Annotated in this window: 25 protein-coding genes; 21 read left to right on the top strand and 4 right to left on the bottom strand. The window is 41.7% G+C overall.

Annotated features, from left to right (window positions below; all coding sequences use genetic code 11):
* The first annotated feature begins 1 nt into the window (after position 1).
* The 17 genes from C1G53_RS05835 to C1G53_RS05755 all read left to right on the top strand — a co-directional run bounded on the left by C1G53_RS05835 (position 2) and on the right by C1G53_RS05755 (position 11,424).
* On the top strand, positions 2-445 hold the full coding sequence (locus tag C1G53_RS05835) for a hypothetical protein (protein ID WP_105118029.1): 444 nt from the start codon (positions 2-4) through the stop codon (positions 443-445).
* A 25-nt stretch (positions 446-470) separates the two neighbouring features.
* Positions 471-1,019 carry a DUF6630 family protein gene (locus C1G53_RS05830; RefSeq protein ID WP_105118028.1) on the top strand — a complete coding sequence of 183 codons (549 nt, stop codon included), beginning with the start codon at positions 471-473 and terminating at the stop codon, positions 1,017-1,019.
* 75 nt (positions 1,020-1,094) lie between these two features.
* On the top strand, positions 1,095-1,814 hold the full coding sequence (locus C1G53_RS05825) for an O-methyltransferase (RefSeq protein ID WP_105118125.1): 720 nt from the start codon (positions 1,095-1,097) through the stop codon (positions 1,812-1,814).
* A gap of 62 nt (positions 1,815-1,876) precedes the next feature.
* Positions 1,877-2,884 (top strand): peptidylprolyl isomerase PrsA, encoded by a 1,008-nt coding sequence (gene prsA / locus C1G53_RS05820; protein WP_105118027.1) that lies wholly within the window; start codon positions 1,877-1,879, stop codon positions 2,882-2,884.
* 201 nt (positions 2,885-3,085) lie between these two features.
* Positions 3,086-3,571, top strand: a complete 486-nt coding sequence (locus C1G53_RS05815) for an LURP-one-related/scramblase family protein (protein WP_105118026.1) — start codon at positions 3,086-3,088, stop codon at positions 3,569-3,571.
* 214 nt (positions 3,572-3,785) lie between these two features.
* Entirely contained in the window at positions 3,786-6,404 is a 2,619-nt protein-coding gene (alaS, locus tag C1G53_RS05810; protein ID WP_105118025.1) for an alanine--tRNA ligase, read from the top strand.
* Positions 6,405-6,616: 212 nt separating this feature from the next.
* On the top strand, positions 6,617-6,820 hold the full coding sequence (locus tag C1G53_RS05805) for a hypothetical protein (RefSeq protein WP_044677494.1): 204 nt from the start codon (positions 6,617-6,619) through the stop codon (positions 6,818-6,820).
* A gap of 29 nt (positions 6,821-6,849) precedes the next feature.
* Positions 6,850-7,071 (top strand): hypothetical protein, encoded by a 222-nt coding sequence (locus C1G53_RS05800; protein ID WP_105118024.1) that lies wholly within the window; start codon positions 6,850-6,852, stop codon positions 7,069-7,071.
* A complete protein-coding gene (locus tag C1G53_RS05795) occupies positions 7,055-7,249 on the top strand; it encodes a hypothetical protein (protein ID WP_105118023.1) in 195 nt (64 codons plus the stop codon). The genes C1G53_RS05800 and C1G53_RS05795 overlap by 17 nt, the downstream gene beginning before the upstream one ends.
* 161 nt (positions 7,250-7,410) lie before the next feature.
* Positions 7,411-7,977, top strand: a complete 567-nt coding sequence (locus C1G53_RS05790; protein ID WP_105118022.1) for a DUF3267 domain-containing protein — start codon at positions 7,411-7,413, stop codon at positions 7,975-7,977.
* 12 nt (positions 7,978-7,989) lie between these two features.
* The gene (locus C1G53_RS05785) at positions 7,990-8,205 is read left to right on the top strand and encodes a helix-turn-helix transcriptional regulator (RefSeq protein WP_004299042.1); all 216 of its coding nucleotides are present in this window, start codon (positions 7,990-7,992) and stop codon (positions 8,203-8,205) included.
* Positions 8,202-8,939, top strand: a complete 738-nt coding sequence (locus C1G53_RS05780; protein ID WP_105118021.1) for a DUF3169 family protein — start codon at positions 8,202-8,204, stop codon at positions 8,937-8,939. The genes C1G53_RS05785 and C1G53_RS05780 overlap by 4 nt, the downstream gene beginning before the upstream one ends.
* A gap of 31 nt (positions 8,940-8,970) precedes the next feature.
* Positions 8,971-9,480, top strand: coding sequence for a DUF3278 domain-containing protein (locus C1G53_RS05775; RefSeq protein ID WP_105118020.1), 510 nt, complete (start codon positions 8,971-8,973; stop codon positions 9,478-9,480).
* A gap of 19 nt (positions 9,481-9,499) precedes the next feature.
* Positions 9,500-9,685: a hypothetical protein gene (locus tag C1G53_RS05770; protein WP_105118019.1), complete on the top strand. Its 186-nt coding sequence runs from the start codon at positions 9,500-9,502 to the stop codon at positions 9,683-9,685.
* A 25-nt stretch (positions 9,686-9,710) separates the two neighbouring features.
* Positions 9,711-10,400, top strand: coding sequence for a CPBP family intramembrane glutamic endopeptidase (locus C1G53_RS05765; RefSeq protein ID WP_105118124.1), 690 nt, complete (start codon positions 9,711-9,713; stop codon positions 10,398-10,400).
* Between the two features lie 138 nt (positions 10,401-10,538).
* Positions 10,539-10,736, top strand: coding sequence for an aspartyl-tRNA synthetase (locus C1G53_RS13325; RefSeq protein WP_238139109.1), 198 nt, complete (start codon positions 10,539-10,541; stop codon positions 10,734-10,736).
* 13 nt (positions 10,737-10,749) lie between these two features.
* Positions 10,750-11,424, top strand: coding sequence for a CPBP family intramembrane glutamic endopeptidase (locus C1G53_RS05755; protein ID WP_105118017.1), 675 nt, complete (start codon positions 10,750-10,752; stop codon positions 11,422-11,424).
* 33 nt (positions 11,425-11,457) lie between these two features.
* Here C1G53_RS05755 and nrdF read toward each other — a convergent pair whose 3' ends face one another.
* From nrdF to nrdH, 3 genes are all read right to left on the bottom strand, one after another.
* Positions 11,458-12,417 (bottom strand): class 1b ribonucleoside-diphosphate reductase subunit beta, encoded by a 960-nt coding sequence (gene nrdF / locus C1G53_RS05750; protein WP_029188555.1) that lies wholly within the window; start codon positions 12,415-12,417, stop codon positions 11,458-11,460.
* 697 nt (positions 12,418-13,114) lie between these two features.
* The gene (gene nrdE, locus C1G53_RS05745) at positions 13,115-15,274 is read right to left on the bottom strand and encodes a class 1b ribonucleoside-diphosphate reductase subunit alpha (RefSeq protein ID WP_105118016.1); all 2,160 of its coding nucleotides are present in this window, start codon (positions 15,272-15,274) and stop codon (positions 13,115-13,117) included.
* Positions 15,275-15,315: 41 nt separating this feature from the next.
* The gene (nrdH, locus tag C1G53_RS05740; protein ID WP_105118015.1) at positions 15,316-15,534 is read right to left on the bottom strand and encodes a glutaredoxin-like protein NrdH; all 219 of its coding nucleotides are present in this window, start codon (positions 15,532-15,534) and stop codon (positions 15,316-15,318) included.
* Positions 15,535-15,853: 319 nt separating this feature from the next.
* On the opposite strand from nrdH, the gene C1G53_RS05735 reads away from it, so the two are divergent.
* Together C1G53_RS05735 and ptsP are read left to right on the top strand one after the other, a co-directional pair.
* Positions 15,854-16,117: a phosphocarrier protein HPr gene (locus C1G53_RS05735; RefSeq protein WP_002936050.1), complete on the top strand. Its 264-nt coding sequence runs from the start codon at positions 15,854-15,856 to the stop codon at positions 16,115-16,117.
* A gap of 4 nt (positions 16,118-16,121) precedes the next feature.
* Positions 16,122-17,855, top strand: a complete 1,734-nt coding sequence (ptsP, locus tag C1G53_RS05730; RefSeq protein WP_105118014.1) for a phosphoenolpyruvate--protein phosphotransferase — start codon at positions 16,122-16,124, stop codon at positions 17,853-17,855.
* Between the two features lie 89 nt (positions 17,856-17,944).
* Here the strand turns inward: ptsP and C1G53_RS05725 are convergent, their stop codons facing one another.
* A complete protein-coding gene (locus C1G53_RS05725) occupies positions 17,945-19,432 on the bottom strand; it encodes a DUF1846 domain-containing protein (protein ID WP_105118013.1) in 1,488 nt (495 codons plus the stop codon).
* 270 nt (positions 19,433-19,702) lie between these two features.
* Between C1G53_RS05725 and C1G53_RS05720 the strand changes: the two genes are divergently transcribed.
* Together C1G53_RS05720 and C1G53_RS05715 are read left to right on the top strand one after the other, a co-directional pair.
* Positions 19,703-20,971: an MFS transporter gene (locus C1G53_RS05720; protein ID WP_105118012.1), complete on the top strand. Its 1,269-nt coding sequence runs from the start codon at positions 19,703-19,705 to the stop codon at positions 20,969-20,971.
* An 11-nt stretch (positions 20,972-20,982) separates the two neighbouring features.
* Complete coding sequence (locus C1G53_RS05715; protein ID WP_105118011.1) at positions 20,983-22,023, top strand: ArsR/SmtB family transcription factor; 1,041 nt, start codon at positions 20,983-20,985, stop codon at positions 22,021-22,023.
* Positions 22,024-22,248 lie beyond the last annotated feature (225 nt).

Genomic DNA, 22,248 nt, shown 5'->3' with positions numbered 1-22,248 from the left:
TATGATTTCCTACAAACGCTCGATTGTAATACCTATGGTTATTAGCACGGTATTTATCTTGATTGGGATGGGCTTAATTTTTAAGCCAGAACCTGCTATTCTATCAGGATTGTGCTACATGCTGCTAGCTCTTCCGTCTGCCTTCTATGCTTTTTTGTGGCGGAAACAAGGGCAAGTCTTTGTCCTCAATCAGCAGTGTTTAGAGTATAAAAACAAACTTTGGGGAGATAGAATAAGCATTCCAGTTGCAGAAATTGGGAAAATTCACTATGAGATTGTCTACATTTACCGGGATATTTACTCAAAACGGATGCGTATTGTAGGAAGAACAGGAACTTTTTTAGCTGAGGTGAAAATTGATAATCTTTCGGGAGCTGATTTCAATGACATTTATCAATACCTCAGCCCGATTGCACCCCATATCATGTGGGAATTTCCAAAATAAAAAATAAAGATGAATAGGAGGCAGTATGCTGACAGAAGAAAATTTACAGGATATTTTTGAGATTGCAGACCTACTATCAAATGGTGATAGGGAATTATTTATCCAATTAAAAGAATGTGTCTTTGCTAGCGATCCCAATCATATTTTAGATTTGCTTGAAGGTATTTTATCACCTGAAGCGTTCGATGCATTCTTAGATTGTGTGGGCGAGGTAGAAAAGGATAACCTAATGCTTATCCTGTCAGTCCTTCTAGCGCATAACCAGTACATCTGTGTTCGACCGCGCAAGGATTTATTAGCCGATTTTATAGCGGCTTTTGATCGCCTACAAGCAGTCCGTAATGCTGGGATCTTGTTAAAATTAGATGCGGCTGGCTTGGAGGAAACAGGCAATGTGCCAGACTGGGCTGCGGTAGTTGATGAAAAATATGCTAGTGAACAATTTTGTTTGGCTGCTGTCGAGATGAATGCAGACCAGTACCATCTGTTATTCGGTAAAGTAGCTACCATTAAACGTGTACAGAAACTCTTTGCTAATCTAGGCCATCATCTAGACTATGCAAAAAATATGTAAGTAAAGGCAGGAGAAATCCTGTCTTTTAGTATATAAGAGAAGAAATTGTTGGTGACTTATGTTATAATTGTTCCTATGGTTGAATCATATTCTAAAAACGCAAATCACAATATGCGCCGTCCTGTTGTCAAGGAAGAAATTGTGGACTTTATGCGAACACGTCAGGCGCAAAATACAGGATTTTTAAAGGAATTAGAGGACTTTGCCCGTCAGGAAAATATTCCCATTATTCCTCATGAAACAGTGGCCTATTTCCGCTTGCTCATGCAGACCTTGCAGCCCGCTCGTATTTTAGAAATCGGGACTGCTATTGGATTTTCTGCTCTTTTGATGGCCGAGAATAGTCCGCATTCGCAGATTACTACCATCGACCGCAATGAAGAGATGATTGGCTTTGCCAAGGAAAACTTTGCCAAGTTCGATAGTCGCAAGCAAATTGAATTGTTAGAAGGTGAGGCGATGGATTTACTGCCGGATCTGCCTGATGATAGCTATGACTTTGTTTTTATGGATTCCGCTAAGTCAAAATACATTGTATTTCTTCCAGAAGTTCTCAAAAAAGTAAAAGTTGGAGGCTTAATTATTTTGGATGATATTTTCCAAGGGGGGGATATTGCCAAAGATATCATGGAAGTTCGTCGTGGCCAGCGGACCATCTATCGTGGCTTGCAACGTTTATTTGATGCGACCTTGGACAATCCGGACCTGACAGCTAGTCTGATTTCTATGAGTGATGGTCTGCTCATGCTACGAAAAAATGTAGAGAATGTTGACCTAAAGCTTGCAGAAAATTAAGCCCTTTTTAAGAATTTATGGTATAATGAGAGGGTTAATGAAGAAAAGGAGAAATTTTCTAAATGATGAAATCTAAAAAAATTCTTACAGGTGCAGTGACGCTCCTTGCGGCAGTGACACTTGCAGCATGTTCAAGTACAGCTGACAAAGATATTATCACCATGAAAGGTAACACGATTTCAGTATCTGAATTCTATGAGAAAGTGAAGACGAATGCTAGCGCTCAACAAGTCTTGCTTTCAATGGTTATTGGTCATGTCTTTGAAGAGCAATATGGTGATAAAGTAACAGATGCAGAAGTGAATGAAGCCTATGACACAATGGCTGCTCAATATGGTGATTCATTTGCGACAGCACTTGCTTCAGCAGGTATGACTACTGAAAGCTACAAAGAGCAGATCCGTACCAACAAATTGGTAGAATATGCTGTCAAGCAAGCTGCCGAAGCGGAATTGACAGACGAGAACTATAAGGCTGCTTATGATGCCTACACTCCGGAAGTGACTGCCCGTATCATTAAACTTGATGATGAGACAAAAGCTACGGAAGTATTGGCAGCTGCTCAGGCTGAAGGTGCTGACTTCGCTCAGTTGGCTAAGGATAATTCAACAGATACTGCAACCAAGGAAAATGGTGGGGAAATCAAGTTTGATTCTACCTCAACAACCGTTCCATTGGAACTTCAATCTGCGATCTTTGCTTTAAATCCTGGCCAAGTAGGTGCCTCTGTTGTTGCCGTGACAGATCAGTCGACTTTTGCACCAAGTTACTACGTTATTAAACTAGAAGCTAAGACTGAAAAATCAGCTAACTGGGAAGATTACAAGGATAAGCTTAAGGAAATCATTTTAACTCAAAAACAAAACGATCCAACCTTGGTAGCAAATGTCTTGAAAGATGCCCTATCAAAAGCTAATGTTAAGATTAAAGATCCTGCCTTCCAAAACCTTCTTTCACAATACGTGACCACAGAGGATAGCAGCTCTTCAACGTCAGAAAGCTCAACAACAGAAAGCACTACAAGCGAAAGCTCATCAACTACAGAGTCATCAAGCTCTTCAGGTCAATAAGGACCAAAACTATTAAGAATAAATACTCGATCCCTTAGTCCAGAAAATTGGCGGTTGCTGCGAGCCATCTAAGCCGAGTATTTTGCTACTTAATGGAATACATCATTGAATATGAAATGAGAATGACAAGTCATTGAATGAAGGTGGTACCGCGGTTTTTCGCCCTTCGTTTGGTTTCTTGTCATTTTTTTGGAGGAAATCATGAAGCAATTTCAGGTCAAACAACGTTTTATCTTGGGTGGTGAAAAATTTGATATTCATGATAGTCATGGACAGCTTGCTTATCAGGTAGAGGGCACCTTCTTTGAAATTCCCAAGCGGTTTACGGTGACCAATGCCAGAGGTGGAGAAGTTTGTCGGATTACCAAGAAATTTTTGACCTTCCTACCCCAATTTACCATTGATATGGCGGACGGGCATTCTTTCTACTTGCAAAAGGAATGGACCTTTTTCAAGGACCGCTATAGCGTGGAAAATCTAGGCTTGGTCCTAGAAGGCAATATCTGGGACCTGGATTTTCGACTGAAAAAACCTGATGGTCAGCTAGTAGCTGAAATCTCCAAAGAACTCTTTCATCTGACTTCTCGTTACTCGGTAACGGTTTTAGAGGATGACTATGCAGACTTGGTCATTTCTCTAGTGGTCGCAATCGACTATGTCGAAATGATGGAAGATGCATCGAGTTAACCCTAACATAAAATTTTTTAAAAATGGTTTAGTTGGCTAGCTTGCTAAATTGAACCATTCAAATAAAAAACGAAAGGAAAGGGCATCGAGTTTATTGTGAAATGAACTCGGGCTAGGGACTTTGTCAAAAAGAGAAACACTTCCTAGACGCCAGCGTCTTCGTCAGGTTTCCTGTTTTGACGGTGTCCGCTAACCGCCCTTAATATCTTAATTTATGAAACAATTATCATCAGCACAAATCCGCCAGATGTGGTTGGATTTCTGGAAATCAAAAGGCCACTCTGTTGAGCCTTCCGCAAACCTTGTACCTGTCAACGATCCGACACTTCTTTGGATCAACTCAGGTGTGGCAACTCTTAAAAAATATTTTGATGGATCTGTTATTCCTGAAAACCCACGGATTACAAACGCTCAAAAATCAATTCGTACCAACGATATTGAAAACGTTGGTAAGACAGCCCGTCACCACACCATGTTTGAAATGCTTGGGAACTTCTCTATCGGAGATTACTTCCGTGATGAAGCAATCGAGTGGGGCTTTGAGCTCTTGACCAGCCCAGAATGGTTTGCCTTTCCAAAAGACAAGCTTTACATGACCTATTATCCAGACGATGTGGATTCTTACAACCGCTGGATTGCTCTTGGGGTTGAGCCAAGCCATCTCATTCCGCTTGAAGATAATTTCTGGGAAATTGGTGCAGGTCCTTCTGGTCCAGATACGGAAATTTTCTTTGACCGTGGCACAGATTTTGACCCTGAAAACATCGGTATTCGTTTGCTAGAAGAAGACATTGAAAACGACCGTTATATCGAGATTTGGAACATCGTATTGTCACAATTCAACGCTGATCCTGCTGTTCCTCGCTCTGAGTACAAGGAATTGCCAAACAAAAACATCGATACGGGTGCAGGTTTGGAGCGTTTGGCTGCCATTTTCCAAGGGGCTAAGACCAACTTTGAAACCGACCTTTTCTTGCCAATCATTCGTGAAGTAGAAAAGATTTCGGGTAAAACTTATGACCAAGATGGCGACAACATGAGCTTCAAGGTCATTGCAGACCATATCCGTGCTTTGTCATTTGCTATCGGTGATGGTGCCCTTCCAGGTAACGAAGGCCGTGGTTATGTCCTCCGTCGTCTGCTCCGTCGTGCGGTTATGCACGGTCGCCGTTTGGGTATCACCGAGCCATTTTTGTACAAGTTGGTGGAAACAGTTGGTGCTATCATGGAAAGCTACTACCCAGAAGTGCTTGAAAAACGTGACTTTATCGAGAAAATCGTTAAGCGTGAGGAGGAAACCTTTGCTCGCACCATTGATGCTGGGAGCGGTCACTTGGATCAATTGTTGGCTGACTTGAAAGTAGCTTGCAAGGACACTCTTGAAGGTAAGGACATCTTCAAGCTCTATGATACCTATGGTTTCCCTGTGGAATTGACCGAGGAATTGGCAGAAGATGCGGGTTATAAGATTGACCACGAAGGCTTCAAGGCTGCCATGAAGGAACAGCAGGACCGTGCGCGTGCAGCTGTTGTCAAGGGTGGTTCAATGGGTATGCAAAATGAAACCCTGGCAGGTATTACCGAAAGTTCAACCTTTGTCTATGGACAAAATAGCCTAGATGCCAAATTGGCAGTGATTATCGTGGACAATGAGCGGACAGAAGCTGTGTCAGAAGGTCAAGCCCTTCTTGTCTTTGACCAAACACCATTCTACGCTGAAATGGGTGGTCAGGTTGCCGACCGAGGTGTCATTAAAAATGCTTCAGGTGATGTCCTTGCAACAGTTGTGGATGTGCAGAAAGCACCGAATGGTCAGCCATTGCACACCGTAGAACTCTCTGCCAGCATTTCACTAGGTCAAACCTACACACTTGAAATCGACACAAACCGTCGTCGTGGCGTTGAGAAAAACCACACGGCAACTCACTTGCTCCATGCTGCCCTTCACCATGTCATCGGCGAGCATGCAACCCAGGCTGGTTCCTTGAACGAGGAAGGCTTCCTCCGCTTTGACTTCACACACTTTGAAGCGGTGACTGCTGATGAACTTCGTCGTATTGAAAATGAAGTCAATGAAAAAATCTGGGAAGCCTTGGATATTGTCACAGTTGAAACGGATGTTGATACGGCTAAAGAAATGGGTGCCATGGCCCTCTTTGGTGAGAAGTATGGCAAAGTGGTCCGTGTGGTTACAATCGGTGACTATTCTATCGAGCTTTGTGGTGGTACCCACGTTGGCAATACAGCTGAAATCGGCCTCTTCAAGATTGTCAAAGAAGAGGGAATCGGTTCAGGTACCCGCCGTATTTTAGCGGTGACAGGCAAGGAAGCTTTCCTAGCTCTTCGTGACCGCGAGGATGCTCTCAAAGCTGTTGCGCAGACCCTTAAAGTGCCACAAATCGACCAAGTGCCGACAAAAGTGGAGGCACTGGCTGCGGAGCTCCGCGATTTGCAAAAAGAAAATGCTAGTCTGAAAGAAAAAGCAGCGGCAGCAGCTGCTGGAGATGTCTTCAAAGATGTTAAAGAGGCAAATGGTGTCCGCTACATTGCTAGCCAGGTCCAAGTTTCAGATGCAGGTGCTCTCCGTACCTTCGCTGACAATTGGAAGCAGAAAGACTACTCGGATGTCTTGGTGTTGGTTGCGGCAATCGGTGACAAGGTCAATGTCCTTGTGGCAAGCAAGTCAAGCGATGTCCATGCAGGAAACCTCATCAAAGTCCTTGCTCCAATCGTAGCAGGTCGTGGTGGCGGTAAGCCAGACATGGCTATGGCAGGAGGTAGCGATGCCTCTGCTATCCAAAACCTCTTGAACAGTGTGGCGGAAAACTTGTAATCTATCCCAAAAACTCTTTTATCCTCTGGATGAAGGAGTTTTTTTGTATGCTATTCTAGTCATTTTGACAACATTCATAAACTTTTTGACAAAAATTATTATTTTTTTGACAAAGATACTTGTCAAAAAGAAAAGGAAGTGTTACAATGATATCAAGATAAAGAGATGAAAACGAATTCATCAGATAAATAAACAGAAAGTAGGAAATAAATATGAAAAAGATAAACAATAGTGACATCACACGTTTTGTACAACTTATGGCGATCATCTATCTAGTTTTTGTCCTACTGGCTGACATTATGAAGTGGCAGCAGTTGGATAATACCCATGTCGTTCTTGCCATTTGCACTATCGCAGTGACAGATGAGCGCTTGTGGAAACTAGCTGGCAGAAAAGAGCAGAAGGAAGAAGATTAAAATTAGTCGAGAGTAAGTGGTGGAAAGTTATGAAAAACAATAACAATAAAAAAGGAATTTTGATTACAGGAACAAGCGTTGTGCGAGGAGTGCAGGTTCTAGTTGCACTATATTTGATTTATAGTTTAGTTAAAAACATCGTATTTGGTCGGGAGATAGATACCATGATACTCTTGATGATGATGAATTCTCTCCTTCTTTTAGAAGTCACTCTCAGCGAGGAAAAGAAGAAAAATGAGCAAGACAATTAAAAATGGAATGAAAGTAGTCCTATTGTTTTTGGCACTCTTCTGGATAAATATTTTGGTGTTTAAAGTTCTAGCCTTGCTGGGATTTGACCTTAGTTTGAACGAAGAGAGTTATTTAATTCCACCATTGATGGCGACACTTTTGCTCTATTTAAAACATGTTAAACCCAAGAAAAAGTGACAAAAGCTAGGAAAAGATAGGAGAAATCTTATGAAACGACACATTTCAGCTGATATGGCAGCGATTATGATTACAGGAGCATCTATTTTCGGATTATTGATGGGAGTTGCTCTAGGACTATATAGTTTAGTCTAGCTTGTAGGCAAATGAGGAGAAGTAAAATGGAAAATAAAAAGAAATTATATGAAGTCAATATCATGGAAAATAAGAAGTTTGTCTGGGGATTGAACATTCTTTCGACTGTTCTAATTTTCCCATTTGCTCTTCTATTCGGTAAGTTAGCCTTTTCCTTGTTGGCTAATGTAGAACAAAATTTGCCACTTACCTTACCAGAGTTATGGATAGGAATGGTTCTATTTCCTCTTTTGATAGTTGTGCATGAGGCTATCCACGGCATCTTCTTCAAGCTATTTTGTCCTGAAAATCCTGTCAAATACGGGTTTAAATGGAAATCGGGCATGGCCTATGCGACTAGTCCAGGTTCCCTCTACAATCGGATGCAAATGTTGGTAATCTCCCTGGCTCCCTTTGTCGTGATTAGTCTAGGCTTGACAATACTAGCGAGCTTAGGGGGAATAGACGTATCTCTTTATCTGATGGTAGCTACCATGCATGCGGCTGCTTGTGCAGGCGATTTCTACTATGCCTATCTCTTATTGGTCAAGTTTGCTAAGGGGAATATAGCTGTCGAAGACACAGAAACAGGTTTGATTATCTACCAAGCCTAGAAAGGAAACATCATGGAATATGTCTTAAAAAATCGGCTCAAGGAGTTGCGGGCACGGGATAGCCTCAACCAAACTGAGTTGGCAAAATTAGCAGAAGTATCACGGCAGACCATTAGTCTGATAGAGCGTGGGGAATATACGCCCTCGGTGGTCATTGCCATGCGAATTGCTCAAATTTTTAATGAAAATGTGGAAAATGTCTTTCAATTAGTGGAGGTAGAGGAATGAAACAGGGGAAACAATTAACGACAGGCAAGCGAATTATCTTTTTCATCTTAGTTAGTTTAGTGCTAGAAGTAGCTTTATTTGTAGCAGGCTTCTTCATGGGCTATTTTGAAGCTGCAGGATTAAATGAAGAAACTCTTCTGTTCGTAACGCGTATGACAGCATCGCTAGGATTTGGTTTATTGTTTTATCTACTTCATAAAAGTTTCACTTCATATAAAGCTTATCAGACTAGCGAAGGAACAGAAGATGATGAGATTGTAGATAGCTTATATAAGACAACATTTAGAAGTTTGGAATATGCTACGTTGGTGTTTAACATCGTTTCTAGTTTAACTGTATTTAATATAGTTTTGGGAACTTCTGTAATGGATGCTGGTTATAATTTATCTACATTTGATGTAGCGAATTTTTTAGTTCTCTTGCCAGCTCAAATCGCAACTTTAAAGGTAACTCAGGTTATTCGTCAGTACAAACTGTCAGCTTTTGCAACTCCAAATGAAGTGAGAGATTATATGTACGCCTTGGATGAAGGCGAAAAACAAGCGAACTTTGAACAAAGTTTCCTCATTCTCTTTAATTTAAATCAATGGGTATTTCCTCTCTTGTACGTTTTGGTTGCAATGGTTTCAACCATTACTCAGACACAGCAACTCTTAGCTTTGGGAATTGTGGCATTTCTGCACTTGTATATTAACCTGGCTAAGTTGCCAATGATCCGTCGTTACTTCAAATAAGAATGTTATGAAAAGTTTTTAGGTAATAGCTATGAAAAAGGAAAATCTACACATTCGAGCAATTCGTTATTTCTATGATATTGTTGGTGAGTTAGACGAGCTGTCTTATGCGGCCTTGACCAATTTCGGCAACAATATGTATATGCTCTTTATAACAGTGACACTGCTGAGCTTCCTAGTTAGCTTTGCGCTGGGAGAAGATGTCATGGGAATCAGCCTCTTTTTGACACTTGTCTATTCTCAATTTAAACAGGATGCCATTATCAAACAGTTGGGTCTGGATAAATTGGTGGTTGCCAAGGCTGATGTAAAAATGGCTCGGAAGAAAATGATGAAACGAACTCTGTATCAAACCTTACAGATTGCTGTCTACAGTCTGCTAGTTAGTATCTGCCTCTGGCAGTCACAAATTCCACAGGAAAGTGGAACATCTGCAGCAGAGTATTTCCAGTTTGTTACTCCCATGACAGTTGTTCTTCTGACCCTGGTGGGATTCATTAGTTACTATATTGTTAATCGTAAGAAAATCAAACTTATTTAGTTTAGATGGAGGTCAACTCATGAAATTCTTTAAGAAAATTTATCTTGTCCTATTAATCGGTCTTGGTCTGTACGCAGTTGGCTATGTTTTCGGAGAATGGCTGGCTACTGGGCAGATTGATTTGTCAAATCTGAATATCCTTCTGCCGATGGTTTTGGGCTTGCCTGCTCTGCTATTGATCGAAAAAGAAAGTAATGAAAACTGACTTAGTGTATGTGAAGGAGATTGCTATGAATAGAATTGGAAATGTCAAAGATTGGAATGTGGTAAAAAACTGGAAATTTCTCTTAGTGGGACTGGCAGTTGTTGCACTAAATGTATTGACCCAGATGGCCATGTCTGCCCTACCAAATTTTGACGGTAATAATCTACTGATTGCTGCAGCCCTCTTATTGTTTGCCGTGGTAGTCGGTCTTGTTTTGACCAGTAAAATTGGTCTATGGAAGAGCGAGCAGAAGTGGGGAATGTTAAAGAATATTGGTTTTGTTGTCCTTGCTTTTATCGTCATGTTTGGTCTGAAAATAATCGGTGGACAATTGATTATGCTTGAAGAGGGATATGGTCAAACGACTGCTAATCAGGAAGTCATCAATAACTCTGGTCTGCCAGCCTTGCTCTTGTTTCTCTTTGCTGTACTTTTTGCTCCAGTTCTTGAAGAATTGATTTTCCGTGGCATTCTCATGGGGAAAGTCTTTGGTAAGGATTCGAATGTTGGATTGTTGCTATCAAGTTTTCTATTTGGACTCATTCACAATCCGACCAATATCGGATCTTGGGTTGTCTATGGAGGCATGGGGCTAGTACTAGGACTTGCTTATCGCATTTCTGGCAAATATACCAACGCCCTTATTCTTCACATGGTCAATAATTTCCTGAGTGTCTTGCTCATGTTACTTTTGCAGAGTATAGGTTTCATTTAGAAAGGAAATGAGATGGAGATTTTTCAATGGATAGCCTTTGCTTATCTATTATTCAGCTACCTGTCAGATAGGAAAAAGGTGAAACAGTTACAAAGCAAGGTAAACAAACTACAAAAAGGTCTAAAAGGAGAAAATCAGATGTCACTTTTATTGAAAGAATTAGTCGGAAGTAAAGCCAAAATCCGTTTCGATGAGGAATTTATGACCATTTACGAATACAGCATTTTAGCTGTGGATGAGGATTGGGTCAAAATTTCTCGTGAATTAGCGACAGGAGAGATGGAAACCAAGTTGGTTCGGGTCGAGAATATTGTTGATGTGACTGTTTTAGAATAAGGAGGAATACATCATGAAGAAATTTTTTAAACATACTGGTTTATTATTAGCCTATTACATTGCCTATCAATTCGGATCCCAGTTCCTCCAGTTACCATGGGCTACTGAGCAGGTAGAGGGTATTCCAGCTAGTGCTGCAGAAGGTTTATATTGGTTTGGACTGATTGTGGGTCTACCCTTGTTAATTGGTTTTTCCTACCTTCTCTGGAAAGTCCTGTACCCAAGAAAAACAATGCAGCTGACGCTAGATAAGCCTTGGCTAAAACAGATTTCCTATCCCTTACTGGCCTATCTTGCATACTTCATTCTCCAATTTCTCCTACCAGTTCCTGAATCAGATAATCAGAAAAACGCAGTTGCCTTTATCCAGTCTGCACCTATTCACTCCTTTTTCCTGGTGGTCATTTTTGCAGGTATCTTTGAAGAATTGATTTTCCGTGGTTTCTTGGCGACCTATTTCTTCCCTAAATTATCCGATGTAAAATCTGTCTTGCTCTACGGCCTGGTTTCAGGAACCTTGTTTAGTTTTGTGCATGGTCCAGCAACCCTTCCACAATTTTTGATTTATTTCACAATGGGAGTAATCTTTGCATGGATTTACTTGGTAAAGCAAGATATCCGCTATCCAATGGCCCTACACATGCTTAACAACGGTATTTCTTATTTGATGATTGTATTTTTAGTATAAAAAGAAAGCAGCTCAATGAACTGCTTTTCTTGATTATAATCCGTACAAGTAATCATCGTCCTGCATGGCTTCAACTTCACCGAGTAGATATCCGTTACCAACTTGTGAGAAGAAGTCGTGGTTAGATGTACCAGTTGAAATACCGTTCATGATGATTGGGTTGACATCATCCGCTGAGTCAGGGAAGAGTGGGTCTTGTCCCAAGTTCATGAGGGCCTTGTTGGCGTTGTAACGAAGGAAGGTCAAAACTTCCTCAGTCCAGCCGACTGCGTCATAGAGGGAGCGCGTGTAGCCTTCTTCATTTTCGTAAAGTTGGTAGAGAAGGTCATACATCCAGTCACGAAGTTTGTCCTGCTCTTCCTCGGACAATTCATTGAAACCAAGCTGGAACTTGTAGCCAATGTAGGTACCGTGAACAGATTCGTCACGGATAATCAGCTTGATGATTTCTGCAACGTTGGCCAGTTTGTTGTTACCAAGGTAGTAGAGTGGCGTGAAGAAACCAGAGTAGAAGAGGAAGGTTTCTAGGAATACGCTGGCAACTTTCTTTTCAAGTGGGGTACCAGTTTCGTAGATTTCGTTGATAATCTTTGCCTTGCGTTGCAAGTATTCGTTACTGTTGGTCCATTCAAAGATGTCTTCAATCTCAGACTTGGTGTTCAAGGTTGAGAAGATAGAAGAGTAAGACTTAGCATGGACTGACTCCATGAATTGAATGTTGTTGTAAACAGCTTCTTCATGAGGTGTACGAATGTCATTGCGGAGGGCTTGGACCCCTGTTTCAGACTGAAGCGTATCCAAGAGGGTCAATCCACCGAAGACCTTACCAACCAAGTCTTTTTCTTGGGCAGTCAGTTTCCGCCAGTCATCCAAGTCGTTTGATAAGGGGATACGCGTATCGAGCCAGAATTGCTCAGTCAACTTTTCCCAAGTGGACTTGTCAATTACATCTTCAATAGCGTTCCAGTTTATGGCTTTGTAGTAGGTTTCCATAGTTATCACTTTCTTTTATCGAAATATCTATACTATTGTATCATATTTTCTGCTAAAAAACGCCCCAAGGACGTTCTTTAGATTGGTTTGTGAATGTCACAATTTTTCCTGCCTAGTAAGCGCCACTTAGGTACCGACCAAATAGTTAGTACTGTTTATTCATTGGTTACTTTAGCATAAGTGTCTTACGACACGCAGAAACTGAAGACGATATTTCTTCAGTTTCGAAGTTAGTGAGGTAGCTAGCCAATCCGCTCATAGCGGTTGGCGTAGATTAGGTAGTTGGCTTGCCAACAGCTAAACTTGTGAAAGTTACGACCTGAGAAAAGTCGTTCGATAATAACGACTTTTCGAGGTAGTAAGCCACTTAGGTACTGACAATTTGGTCAGTACCGTTCATTCATTAGATGCTTTAGCATCAATGAATGTTAGTGTCTTGAAATCGAGTTCGGGCTAAGGACTTGGCAAAAAAGATAAATCCCTTTGAGATGCAAGACATCTCTGCGGTATTTCCTATTTTCTCATTTCCAACTTTCAACAGTCCCCCAGACTGTTGAAACGCCCTCACATCTTACGACACGTAGAAACTGAGGACGATATTTCTTCAGTTTCGAAGTTAGTAAGGTAGCTAGCCAATCCGCTCATAGCGGTTGGCGTAGATTAGATAGTTGGCTTGCCAACAGCTAATCTTGCTACGTTAGATTACACAACTTTCACATTGGTTTGCACCGACTTCTTCACCGTCATCGGTAAAGGTACGGATGTAGTAGATTGACTTGATACCTTTGTTGAAGGCGTAGTTACGGAGGATAGAGAGGTCACGGGTGGTTTGTTTGTTCTCTTTTTTCCATTCGTAGAGTTCTTTTGGAAGCTCGCTGCGAAGGAAGAGGGTGAGAGACAAACCTTGGTCAACATGTTCTGTTGCGGCAGCATAGACATCGATGACCTTGCGCATATCCATATCATAGGCAGACTTGTAGAATGGAATGGTCTCGGTTGCCAAACCTGCTGCTGGATAGTAGATTTTACCGATTTTCTTCTCTTGGCGTTCTTCAATCCGTTGGGTAATTGGGTGAATAGAAGCAGAAACATCGTTGATGTAGCTGATAGAACCGTTTGGAGCAACAGCTAGGCGGTTTTGATGATAAAGACCATCTGCCATGACTTTTTCGCGGAGGTCAGCCCAATCTTGTCCGCTTGGAATGAAAATGCCTTCAAAGAGTTCTTTAACACGGTCAGATTGCGGTTGGTAGTCACTTGTCACATACTTGTCGAAATAGCTACCGTCTGCGTATTTTGATTTTTCAAAGTTATGGAAAGTAGCCTTGCGTTCGCGGGCAATGTTATTTGATTCTACCAAGGTCCAGTAGTTGAGGAGCATGAAGTAGATGTTGGTAAATTCTACGGCTGTTTTTGATCCGTAGTCAATCAAGTTTTGTGCCAAGTATGAGTGAAGTCCCATTGCACCAAGCCCGATAGAATGAGCACGTTCATTGCCAGCCTCGATTGAAGGTACAGCAGAAATGTGCGAATGGTCTGTTACATAGGTCAGAGCACGTGTCATGGTGCGGACAGAAAGTCCAAAATCAGGTGACTTCATCAAATTGACAATGTTGGTTGAACCAAGGTTACATGATACATCTGTCCCCATTGTCAAGTATTCCTGAGAATCATTAATGACGCTTGGAGTTTGTACTTGAAGAATTTCTGAACAGAGATTGGACATGATAATCTTACCGTCAACAGGATTGCTACGGTTGGCAGTGTCGATGTTGATAATGTAAGGGTAGCCAGACTCTTGTTGGAGTTTAGAAATTTCAGTTTCTAAATCACGAGCCTTGATTTTTGTCTTGCGAATGCGTGGGTTTGCTACCAACTCATCGTACTTTTCAGTAATATCAAGGTAGCTGTAAGGCACACCGTATTCCAACTCAACTGAGTAAGGGCTGAAGAGGCACATATCTTCATTTTTACGAGCCAATTCGTAGAACTTATCCGGAACAGTGATACCTAGTGATAAGGTCTTCACGCGAACCTTCTCATCGGCATTTTCCTTCTTAGTTGAAAGGAAAGCGACAATGTCTGGGTGGAAAACATCTAGGTAAACAACTCCAGCACCCTGGCGTTGCCCAAGTTGGTTAGAGTAGGAGAAGCTGTCCTCAAAGAGCTTCATGACTGGGACAACTCCAGAAGCTGCTCCCTCGTAGCCCTTGATTGGTGCGCCTGCCTCACGCAAGTTGCTGAGGGAGATGCCGACGCCACCACCGATACGGGACAATTGCAGAGCAGAGTTGATAGAACGTCCAATAGAGTTCATGTCGTCTGTGACCTGGATGAGGAAACAAGACACCAACTCACCACGACGAGCACGACCAGCATTCAAGAATGAAGGAGTGGCTGGTTGATAACGCAAATGGATCATTTCGTTGGCCAAATTCAAGGCCAATTCTTCATTGCCCTCTGCAAAATACAAGGCGTTGAAGAGAACACGGTCTTCCATGCTCTCCAAGTAGTAGGCACCGTCGTTGGTTTTAAGGGCATACTGGTTATAGAACTTGTAGGCTGCCATGAAAGACTTGAAGCGGAAGTTCTGGTCCTGTAAAAATTGATGGATTTTAATGATAAATTCTGGACTATACTGATCCAAAAATTTTTTTTCAAGATAGTTTTCTTCTACTAAGTAGGCAATCTTGTCTAAAATGCTATCAAATTGCTTAGTATTTGGAAGGACATTTTCATTAAAGAAAGCTTTAACTGCTTCTAGATCCTTGTGGAGAGGAATTTGTCCATTGACTGGACGGTTGATTTCGTTATTTAAACGGAAGTAGGACACATCGCCTAACTCTTTCAAACTCATAATCGCGATCTCTTTCTATACTAGGGGTAACTTGGTATAGTTTATACCAAGGCTTTCAATTTTGTTGGTTGGAAACCAGAGAAAACTTCATTTTCAGTTTCAATAACTGGCGCTGCTGAGAAACCAAGGTTTTTAACATGTTCGATAAATTCAGGTTGCTCGTCTAGATTGATTTCTTTGTAGGCCACATTGTGCTCATCAAGAAATTTTTTACTCATTTTACATTGAACACAATTATTTTTTGAATAGATGGTAACCATTCAATTTCTCCTTTTTAAAATAAATATACCAATCTAGCATACAAGATTTTGGGAGCAAAGTCAAGAAGGAAGTCCAGAACTATCACAAAATATAGTATGACAAAAAACGAACAAACACCATATCTTGTGTAAATAGCATAAATCCTTTGAAACTAAGCTTTCAAGATGTTTTCAGGACTTTTATAATCTCATAAAAAATAGTTTTACTGAAAGAAACGCAAAAAATTCTTGAAAATGATTTCAAAAAGTGATATAATGCTTTTTGTAAGGGTTATCAAAAATAACTCAAAATTTTGTAAAAACAAAGGAGAATCCAACTATGGCTTCAAAAGACTTCCACATCGTGGCAGAAACAGGTATTCACGCACGTCCAGCAACTTTGCTTGTTCAAACTGCTAGCAAATTCGCTTCAGACATCACGTTGAACTACAAAGAAAAATCAGTTAACCTTAAATCTATCATGGGTGTTATGAGTCTTGGTGTTGGTCAAGGCGCTGATGTAACAATCTCTGCTGAAGGTGCTGATGCTGACGATGCAATCGCAGCTATCACTGAAACAATGGAAAAAGAAGGATTGGCATAAGAAGATGACAGAAATGCTTAAAGGAATTGCAGCATCTGATGGTGTTGCCGTTGCTAAGGCATATCTACTCGTTCAGCCAGATTTGTCCTTCGAAACTGTTACAGTTGAAGATACAAATGCAGAAGAGGCTCGTTTGGATGCTGCTCTTGCAGCCTCTCAAAACGAGCTTTCTGTTATTCGTGAGAACGCAGTAGCTAGCCTTGGTGAAGAAGCCGCAGCCGTATTTGATGCACACTTGATGGTTCTTGCTGACCCAGAAATGATTGGTCAGATTAAGGAAACTATCCGTGCTAAGAAAACAAATGCTGAAACTGGTTTGAAAGAAGTAACGGATATGTTCATCGCTATCTTTGAAGGTATGGAAGATAACCCATACATGCAAGAGCGTGCAGCAGACATCCGCGACGTTGCAAAACGTGTCCTTGCTCACTTGCTTGGCGTTCGTTTGCCAAACCCAGCGACAATTGATGAAGAGTCTATCGTTATTGCACACGACTTGACACCATCTGATACAGCGCAATTGAACAAACAGTTTGTTAAAGCTTTTGTAACAAACATCGGTGGACGTACAAGCCACTCAGCTATCATGGCTCGTACACTTGAGATTGCAGCTGTATTGGGTACAAATAATATTACTGAAATCGTGAAAGATGGCGATGTCCTCGCTGTTAACGGTATCACTGGTGAAGTTGTTATCAACCCATCTGAAGAAGTGATTGCAGAATTTAAGGCAGCTGGCGAAGCCTATGCTAAACAAAAAGCTGAGTGGGCACTCTTGAAAGATGCTCAAACAGTGACAGCTGACGGCAAACATTTCGAATTGGCAGCTAACATCGGTACACCAAAAGACGTTGAAGGTGTAAATGATAACGGTGCAGAAGCTGTTGGTCTTTACCGTACAGAGTTCTTGTACATGGACTCACAAGACTTCCCAACTGAAGATGAGCAATACGAAGCTTATAAGGCTGTTCTTGAAGGTATGAATGGTAAGCCAGTTGTGGTTCGTACTATGGATATCGGTGGTGATAAGGAACTTCCTTACTTCGATCTTCCACATGAAATGAACCCATTCCTTGGTTTCCGTGCCCTACGTATCTCTATCTCTGAGACTGGTAACCAAATGTTCCGTACGCAGTTGCGTGCCCTTCTTCGTTCATCAGTACATGGTAAACTTCGTATCATGTTCCCAATGGTTGCCTTGTTGACAGAATTCCGTGCAGCAAAAGCAATCCTTGAAGAAGAAAAAGCGAACTTGTTGGCTGAAGGTGTTGCAGTTGCAGACGATATCCAAGTGGGTATCATGATCGAAATCCCTGCTGCAGCGATGATTGCAGACCAATTTGCTAAAGAAGTTGACTTCTTCTCAATTGGTACAAACGACCTTATCCAGTACACAATGGCAGCAGACCGTATGAACGAACAAGTTTCATACCTCTACCAACCTTACAACCCATCTATCCTTCGCTTGATCAACAACGTTATCAAGGCTGCACACGCAGAAGGCAAATGGGCTGGTATGTGTGGTGAGATGGCTGGTGACCAACAAGCTGTTCCACTTCTTGTCGGAATGGGCTTGGATGAGTTCTCTATGAGTGCAACTTCTGTCCTTCGTACACGTAGCCTCATGAAGACACTTGACACAGCTAAGATGGAAGAGTATGCTCACCGTGCCTTGACAGAATGTGCAACGGCAGAAGAAGTTCTTGAACTTCAAAAAGAGTATGTTGATTTCAACTAATAGATAAAATGGAAAAACAAGGCTAGAAATATCCTTGTTTTTTTTCTATAACAAAAAATAGACTTGCCGGGGCAAGTCTATTTTAGTCTTTAGTTCTTCTGATAAAACTTATTGTGCTGATAGATAGGATCGAAGGTTAAATTGATGCCTAATTTGCGGAGAACGCTCTTGTCTTCATCGGATAGGATAACGGTTGAGTGGGCTTCGCTACCATTTAATTGGCCCAATTCTTTCATGGCACGTGCAGCAAGAAGGCTGTCTTGTGCAGTAATGGCAAGGGCGTTTAGGATTTCGCTGGCATCCAAACGAGTATTATTTTTATCCAAATAATCTGCCTTCAATTTTTGAATTGGACGGATGTAGTTTGGTTCGATGAGAAGTGTTTCATCATCGATGTTAGCAATTTGCTTGATGGCGTTGAGAAGGACAGTTGCAGTTGGCTTGAGGAGGTCGGACGTCTTACCTGTTACCATCTCTCCAGTTGGCAACTGAATAGCAAGGGCAGGGCTAGTTGTCAGCTCTGCTTTTTCGCGCGCAGCGATAACAACCTTACGGTCAGCAGGTGTCACGCCTACCTCGTTCATGAGGAGCTCAATCTTTTTAACTGCTTGCTCGCTCACCCGCTCCGCTTTGAAATCAACGAGTGTCTGATAGTAGCGGCGGATGATTTCCTGCTTGGAAGCCTCGATAGCAGCTTCTTCATCCACGATGGAGTAGCCCACCATGTTGACCCCCATGTCAGTTGGTGAAGCATAGGGGGATTTATTCAAAATGCGTTCAAAGGTACGGTTGAGGACAGGGAAGACCTCGATGTCACGGTTGTAGTTGACCGCAGTTTTGCCGTAAGTTTGCAGGTGGAAGGGGTCAATCATGTTGAGGTCGTCCAGGTCGGCAGTTGCTGCTTCATAGGCCAAGTTTACTGGGTGGTGGAGTGGCAAGTTCCAAACTGGGAAGGTTTCAAACTTAGCATAGCCAGAAGTTACCCCATTTAGCTGGTCATGGTAGAGCTGGGAGATACAGGTCGCCAATTTACCTGAACCAGGTCCAGGTGCGGTGACAACGACGAGGTTGCGACTAGTTTCAATGTAGTCATTTTTGCCCATACCTTCTGGTGAAATGATGTGGTCGATATCAGAAGGATAACCCTTGATTGGGTAGTGGAGATAGGACTTGATGCCGTGTTTTTCCAACTGCTTGCGGAAGGCATCTGCTGCTGGTTGATTGCGGTACTGGGTAATAACCACAGAACCAACATAAATATCAATATCATTAAATGTGTCAATCAAGCGGAAGACTTCTTGGTCGTAAGAAATGCCTAGGTCGCCGCGTGCCTTAGAGTGTTCGATATTGCTGGCATTGATGGCGATGACAATCTCTACTTGGTCTTTCAACTCTTGGAGGAGTTTGATTTTATTATCAGGTTCATAGCCAGGCAAAACACGAGCTGCATGGAAGTCTTCCAGCATTTTTCCGCCAAATTCCATATAGAGCTTGCCTTCAAATTGGGCAATACGCTCTAAAATGTGATCACGTTGCAAATTCAAGTATTTAGTTGAATCAAATGCGATTTTTTTCATAAATATGTCCTCCAAATGTGTATTAATCTCTGGGAAAACAAAAAATAGCTCCCTAAAACTAGGGAGCCTTTTCTCCGACCTCTCAAAAGAGGTGCCCGAACAATACTATAACAAACTGTGCTTATCTTGTCAAGAAAAAGCCAGATAGAAGAAAAATTAAATAATTGTTTAAAAAATATTTAATTTTTATAAAATTAAGCATTGACTTTATTAAAATAAAGTGTATAATAATATTAAACAAATATTTAATATCTTTTTAAGGGGATGTTTATGAAAAAACTAGTCAACAATAAATTATTTCTATCCAGCTTTGTAGCGGATTTGATTTCCAACTTTGGTGACACACTCTACTACCTAGCCCTGATGAACTATGTCTTGCTTCTACCAGATACCAAGTTTGCCTTGGCTATGATTACCTCATCTGAAACCTTGCCGATTTTGGCTGGCCTCTTTATCGGGATTTGGGCAGACAAGACCAGAAACAAATTGGATACCATTCTGGCAACCCTGCTGGTTCGTGTCATTCTCTATGCCTTTGTTGGCTGCTTGATGGGATTTGCACCTGCCCTCTGGGTTGTAGCGGTGGTCTGCGTCATCAATTTCCTATCAGACTTGGCTGGTCAATACGAAAATGGGCTTTATATGCCAGTCAGCTTGCGGGTTGTGGCAGCGGAAGACCGCGAAACCGCAATGGCCTTCAAGATGACAGTGAGATCACTTCTGCAAATCGCCTTCCAAGCTAGCGGTGCCATTCTCATCGGCTTTATGTCTTACCAGAATCTCGCCTTCTTCAATGCAGGAACCTTCTTGGTCAGCCTTGCCATCATGGCAACCCTCCGTCCAGCTCTTGCCAAGCTACTGAAGGAAAATCCTATCCAGCAAGCTGAGCAAGTGGAAACTGAAGCTGGTATTGTCAAAGGAATTGGACAGAGTATCAAAGATTCCTACCAAGCCGTGCAGAATATTCCTGTTCTCAAAGCGTCAATTATTACTATTGCCAGCCTGAATGCCATTTTTACCGCACTTTCACCATTAGTTATTCTAAATATGAAGGAGTTCTCAGACTTTGTGATTGTCAATGCAGGAACAACCGTTGCTTTGGTTTCTATTCTCTTCTCAGTCGGTAGCATTTTGGGCTCTAGTCTGGGTATGGCATTCTTTAAAAATGTCAGTCTAATAAACCTCCTCAAGTTCTCTACATTGATGCCTGTTTTACTTTTCTCAGGTTTCTTTCTTCACAACATCTATGTGGTACTGGCAGTGATCTTTGTAACGGCAGTTACTTTGGGCATTTTCAATCCCAAAATGAATGCCTTGGTTGTCAATGAATTGCCAGAAGATAAATTGGCGACTGTCGGTGGTGGGATTGACAGTTTCTGTCAGATTGGTATGGTAGGTGGTCAAGCCTTGGTTGCCCTTATGGTGACGGTGCTTTCTGCGACAAATATTTCCCTCATCTTCCTCTTGCTTTCTGTGGGACTAGTAAGCTATACTATTCTTACAGGTCGTAAATCAAATAACCAAGTAGTTCAAGCTTAGAAAGTATGCGTATGAAATTAGATTACCGAGATTATAGAAGCGAAATTGTCGAAAAATTCTTTATTCCTTTAATTGTTAGAGAACGTGAGGAACCGATTGAGGCGGATTTTTCACAGAAAGAAAAAGACATTCTCAAAGATGCCTTGGACATTCGTGATGAGATTGAAGAAAAGTTGGCAGATTTTCGTCAGGAAGTCAATCAAGTCTTTGTCTGGGGACATATTTTTAACATTTTGCATAGTCTTTATTTCTATCTCTTGAATGATGGGCAGGATCCAAAGACAGTTGAGGAAGCTTGTCAATTGATTTTAAAGCTATCTCAAGAAGAAATAGAAGATGCCATGCGAACCATGTTGGCGTCTGAAAATGACGGTCACCGTGAGAAGACCCTCAGCCTCATGGAACTTTTGGAAAAAACGGATAAAAAGCCGGCAGATAAGTGGTACTGGTCGCTGGCTATTCGCAATCCTTTAGAAACAGTTCAGCGGTCTGTCCATCTCCTGAACAAGCTACTCCCAATCTATCAGCCTTACTTTGAAGAGGCAAGAGCAGAGCGGGAAGCCTTTGCTAGAGATTTTGACATTGAAAAACTCTACAGAGAATCCAAGCAGTTAGCCATGACCAGCTTAGATACTCTGGGTGTTGAAAATGCTCAATTCTTCGTTCTCAGTCCCTGGAATTATTGGTTTGCTTATTATGGCAATGAACAATTTGACTATATGAAAGTCGCTCTTTTAGCATCCTGTCGAATTGATCAGATGATGCTGTCAAATGACGAGCTGGATCTGGATGATTTGACAACGGCTCTTAAAGTCATCAGCGATAGCACGCGTTACCAGGTCTTGGTGGAACTGACCAAGCCTCATGCCAAGAGCAAGGACATTGCAGAACGACTGGCTATCACAGGGGCAGCCGTATCCTTCCACACTCAAAAGCTGATTAACGGTGACTTACTTCTCTTCAATACAAAAAACAGCAATGTCAAATACAGTGTCAATCGCGACCTGCTCCAACAGGTGATTGATAAGTTGAAAGAGGATTTTGATTTGTAAAAAAGCCTTGTAAGTGAGATCTTACAAGGTTCTTTTGTGCTTATACTCTTCGAAAATCAAAATCAGACGTTGTTGATTTGATTTGATGAGTGAAAAGGTCCAGTGGATCTTTTCAGCCTGTTCCCTTGAAATATAATAAGGAACAGTGTTCTATCTGCATCTTACGGTCACGAACCAAGTTCGTCTAATTTCCGACCTCTAACAGTCTATTCCCATACTGTTGGA

Origin of the sequence: Streptococcus suis, assembly GCF_002960445.1 — a bacterium.
GTDB classification, from domain to species: Bacteria; Bacillota; Bacilli; order Lactobacillales; family Streptococcaceae; genus Streptococcus; species Streptococcus hyiners.
This window is presented reverse-complemented; position numbering and strand designations above follow the sequence as displayed.